Here is a 4,480-nt window from a genome sequence, read left to right as displayed (position 1 = left end):
CCCACACACCTCCCCCAACACCTCACGGAACACCGGCAACCCCGACAGACCACGCCCCATCCCGGACCGCTGCGCCCCCTGCCCCGAGAACAGGAACGCGGTCGAGCGGCCGGAGGTCGCCACTCCCGACACCACGTTCTCCACGGACTCCCCCGACACCAGCGCGGACAGACCGCGCAGTTGGTCCTCGCGGTCCTCGGCGATCACCACCGCGCGGTGCTCCAGAGCGGCGCGTGAGAACGCCAGCGACCAGCCGATCTCGGCGGTGTCCGCCTCGGTCGCGACGGCGAACTCGCGCAGCCGGGCGGCCTGGCCGCGCAGTCCGGCGGCCGAGCGGCCGGACACCACCCAGGGCACCGGGCCGGGGGCCGGGGCGGCGGGGGTCGGTATCCGGCGGTCATCGCGGTCGTCGCGGCCGACGGGCGCCTGCTCGAGGATCACATGGGCGTTGGTGCCGCTGATGCCGAACGAGGACACCGCCGCGCGACGAGGCCGGCCGGCCTCGGGCCACGCCCGGCCCTCCGTCACCAGCTCCACCGCACCCGACTCCCAGTCCACATGCGGCGTCGGCTCATCCACGTGCAACGTACGCGGCACCACGCCGTGGCGCATCGCCTGCACCATCTTGATGACCCCGGCGACACCCGCCGCGGCCTGGGTGTGTCCGAGGTTCGACTTCAGCGACCCGAGCAGCACCGGGCGGTCGCCCGCCCGCTCCTGGCCGTAGGTCGCGATGACCGCCTGGGCCTCGATGGGGTCGCCGAGCGGGGTGCCCGTGCCGTGTGCCTCCACCACGTCCACCTCGGAGACGGTCACACCGGAGTTGGCCAGCGCGTGACGGATCACCCGCTGCTGCGACGGACCGTTCGGCGCCGTCAGCCCGTTCGACGCACCGTCCTGGTTCACCGCCGAACCCCGGACCACGCCGAGGATCCGGTGTCCGTTGCGCCGGGCGTCCGACAGCCGCTCGACCAGCAGCAGGCCCACGCCCTCGGACCAGGTGGTGCCGTCCGCGGCGGCCGCGAAGGACTTGCAGCGGCCGTCCGGCGCCAGGCCCTGCTGCCTGCTGAACTCGACGAAGGCGGCCGGGGTCGACATCACGGCGACCCCGCCCGCCAGGGCGAGCGAGCATTCGCCCTGGCGCAGCGCCTGCGCCGCCAGGTGCAGGGCGACCAGCGAGGATGAGCAGGCGGTGTCCACCGTGACGGCGGGGCCTTCGAAGCCGAAGGTGTAGGCCAGCCGACCGGTGGCGATGCTGCCGGTGTTGCCGTTGCCGAGGAAGCCCGCGACGTCCTCCGGGACGGTCCGCAGCCGGGTGGCGTAGTCGTGGTGCATCAGCCCGGCGAACACCCCGACCCGGCTGCCCCGTACGGCGCCGGGATCGATACCCGCGTCCTCGAACGCCTCCCAGGAGGTTTCGAGCAGCAGCCGCTGCTGCGGGTCCATGGCCATCGCCTCGCGCGGCGAGATCCCGAAGAACGCGGGGTCGAACTCGGCGGCGTCGTACAGGAATCCGCCCGCGCCCGCGGCGCGCCCGCCGTCGGGAGCGTGCAGCTCGGCGATGTCCCAGCCGCGGTCGTCGGGGAAGCCGGAGATCGCGTCCCGGCCGTCCAGCACCAGCTGCCACAGGTCCTCGGGCGACCGCACTCCACCGGGGTAGCGGCAGCTCATCCCGATGATCGCGATCGGCTCGTCGACCACCGCCACCGCCCGTACCTCGGCGGCGACGGCCTCGGTGGCCACCAGCTGGGACCGCAGATGGGCGGCCAGCACCGCCGGGGTCGGGTAGTCGAACACCAAGGTGGCCGGAAGCCGCACGCCCGTCGCGGTGGCGAGCTGGTTGCGCAGGTCCACGGCGGTCAGCGAGTCGAAGCCGAGGTCGGAGAACGGCCGGTCGTCCGCGACGGCGCTGCCCGGTGCGTGGCCCAGGACGGCGCCGACGTGGCGCAGCACCAACTCGAGCAGGGTCTTGTCCCGTTCGGCCTCGGGCATCGTGCGCAGGCGCTCCCGCAGACCCGTGGTCCCGGTGGACCGCGCGGCGCGCCGGGCCGGGGTGCGTACCAGGGCCCGCAGGACCGCGGGGACTTCCGCGCCACTGCCGCGTACGGCGGCGAGGTCGAGCGTCATCGGCACGAGCACCGGCTCGTCGGCGGCGAGGGAGGCGTCGAACAGCGCGAGCCCCTCCTCGACCGACAGGGCCGACATCCCGCCGCGGGACACCCGCGCCAGGTCGCGCTCGCTCATGGCACCGGACATGGTGGAGCGCTGCTCCCACAGGCCCCAGGCCAGCGAGTGGGCGGCCAGGCCCCGGGCGTGGCGGTGGCGGGCCAGTGCGTCCAGGAAGGTGTTGGCCGCGGCGTAGTTGGCCTGGCCGACGGCCCCCGTCACCCCCGCCGCCGAGGAGAACAGCACAAAGGCGGTCAGGTCCATTCCGGCGGTGAGCTCGTGCAGGTTCCAGGCCGCGTCCGCCTTGGGGCGCAGCACGGTGCGGAGACGTTCGGGGGTCAGCGAGGACACGATTCCGTCGTCGGCCACACCGGCGGCGTGGACCACGCCGCGCAGCGGCCGGTCGGCCGGGATGGCCGCCAGCGCGGCGGCCAGGCTGTCGCGGTCCGCGACGTCGCAGGAGACCACGGCGGCCTCGGCGCCCAGCTCGGCCAGTTCGGCCACGAGTTCCCCGGCGCCGGCGGCCTGGGCCCCCTGCCGGCCCACCAGCAGCAGGTGTGCCACACCATGGGCGGCCAGGTGCCGGGCCACGGCGCCGCCCAGCGTTCCGGTGCCGCCGGTGATCAGTACGGTGCCGTGCGGGTCCCACGCGGGCGCCGCCGCGTCGCCGGGCGCCGCCGCCCGGGTCAGCCGGGGGGCGTACACCACGCCGTCGCGGAGGACCAGTTCGGGTTCGTCAGCGCCGCGTGCGGTCAGTACGGCACGGATCAGCCCGGCCGCCGCCGCGTCGGAGTCGCTTTCGGTGCCGGGGTCGGCGTCGAGGTCGAGGTCGAGCTGCACGATGCGGTCCGGGTGCTCCGACTGGGCGGAGCGCACCAGGCCCTGCACTGCGGCCTGCGGCAGGTCGGGGGCCCGCCCGTCGACGGACACCGCGTTACGGGTGACCAGCACCAGCCGGGCCCCGTCCGGCCGGTCGTCGCCGAGCCAGGCGCGGACCGTCTCCAGTGCCCAGCCGGTGGCCGTCCTGGTCGCGTCCGGCGTGTCCCCGGGAAACTCCGGGCACACCGCGACCACCGTGTCCGGCGCGGGGGTGTCCCCGTGGTCGGCCGCGCCCAGCGCCGCCAGGTCCCCGTACAGCTCGGCGTCCACACCCGCCGCGGCGACCACCGCCGCCGCGTCGGCCCCGATCGCGGCCCAGCGGAGCGGGGCCGCGCCGTCCGGTTCGGTGACGGGGGACACCTCGGCCCAGCCGGGGCGGAACAGCGAGTCGCCGTGGCCGCGCGCCGCCTGGAGCTGATCGCCGGTGACCGGCCGCAGGGCGAGCGCGTCGATCGACGCCACCGGCAACCCCTCGATGTCGGTCACCGTCACCGCGACCCCGGCGGCGCTGGTCGGGGAGAGCCGGACGCGCAGCGCCGTGGCCCCGGTCGCGTACAGGCGAACGCCCTGCCAGGAGAAGGGCAGGCCGCGCGGGGCCTCGGTGCCGTCCGCCGCGGTCAGCAGGGAGATGCCGTGCAGCGCCGCGTCGAGCACCGCCGGGTGCAGGCAGTAGCGGTCGGCCTCGGCAGCCGTCTCCTCGGGCAGGCGGACCTCGGCGAAGACATCGGCCCCGCGGCGCCACGCCGCGGTGAGTCCCTGGAACGCCGGTCCGTAGCCGAACCCGCCGGCGTTCAGCCGGTCGTAGAGGCCGTCCACGGCCACGGGCGTGGCGTCCTCGGGCGGCCATACGCCCGGTTGGGCAGCGCCCACCGGAGTCCCCCGGGACAGCAGGCCCGTGGCGTGGGTGGTCCACTCCTCGGTGTCCCGGCGCCGCGCGTACACCGCGACGGTCCGGCGCCCGCTCTCGTCGGCGCCGCCCACGGTCAGCTGCACCCGCGCGGTGGCGTCGTCGGACAGGATCAGGGGCGCGTGCAGGGTCAGTTCCTCCACCACGTCGCAGCCGACCTCGTCGCCCGCGCGCAGCGCCATGTCGACGAAGGCCGCGCCGGAGAACAGGACCGTGCCCAGCACCGCGTGGTCGGCCAGCCACGGCTGTTCGGCCAGGGAGAGCCGACCGGTGAGCAGGACACCGTCGCCGTCGGCCAGACCGACGCGCGCGCCGAGCAGCGGGTGGTCCGTGGCTTCGAGCCCGACGGAGCCGACGGCGGCGTCCACGCCGACCGGGGCGGACCGCCGCGGCCAGTAGCGCTGCCGCTGGAAGGCGTAGGTGGGCAGATCGAGCCGGGGGGCCGGGGCCAGCGTGGGCCAGTCGACGGCCGTGCCCCGGGTGTACAGCCGGGCCAGAGCCTGGGTGAACGTGGTGATCTCGTCGTGG

The 4,480-nt window shown here is 75.6% G+C and carries 1 protein-coding gene; it reads right to left on the bottom strand.

The genetic code is table 11. The annotated features are described in order from the left end of the window. The coding region (locus PV419_RS52655; protein ID WP_319701208.1) for a type I polyketide synthase at positions 1–4,480 on the bottom strand (4,480 nt) is incomplete at both ends.

Source organism: Streptomyces sp. ME19-01-6, assembly GCF_033793745.1.
Taxonomy (GTDB): Bacteria; Actinomycetota; Actinomycetes; order Streptomycetales; family Streptomycetaceae; genus Streptomyces.
This window is presented reverse-complemented; position numbering and strand designations above follow the sequence as displayed.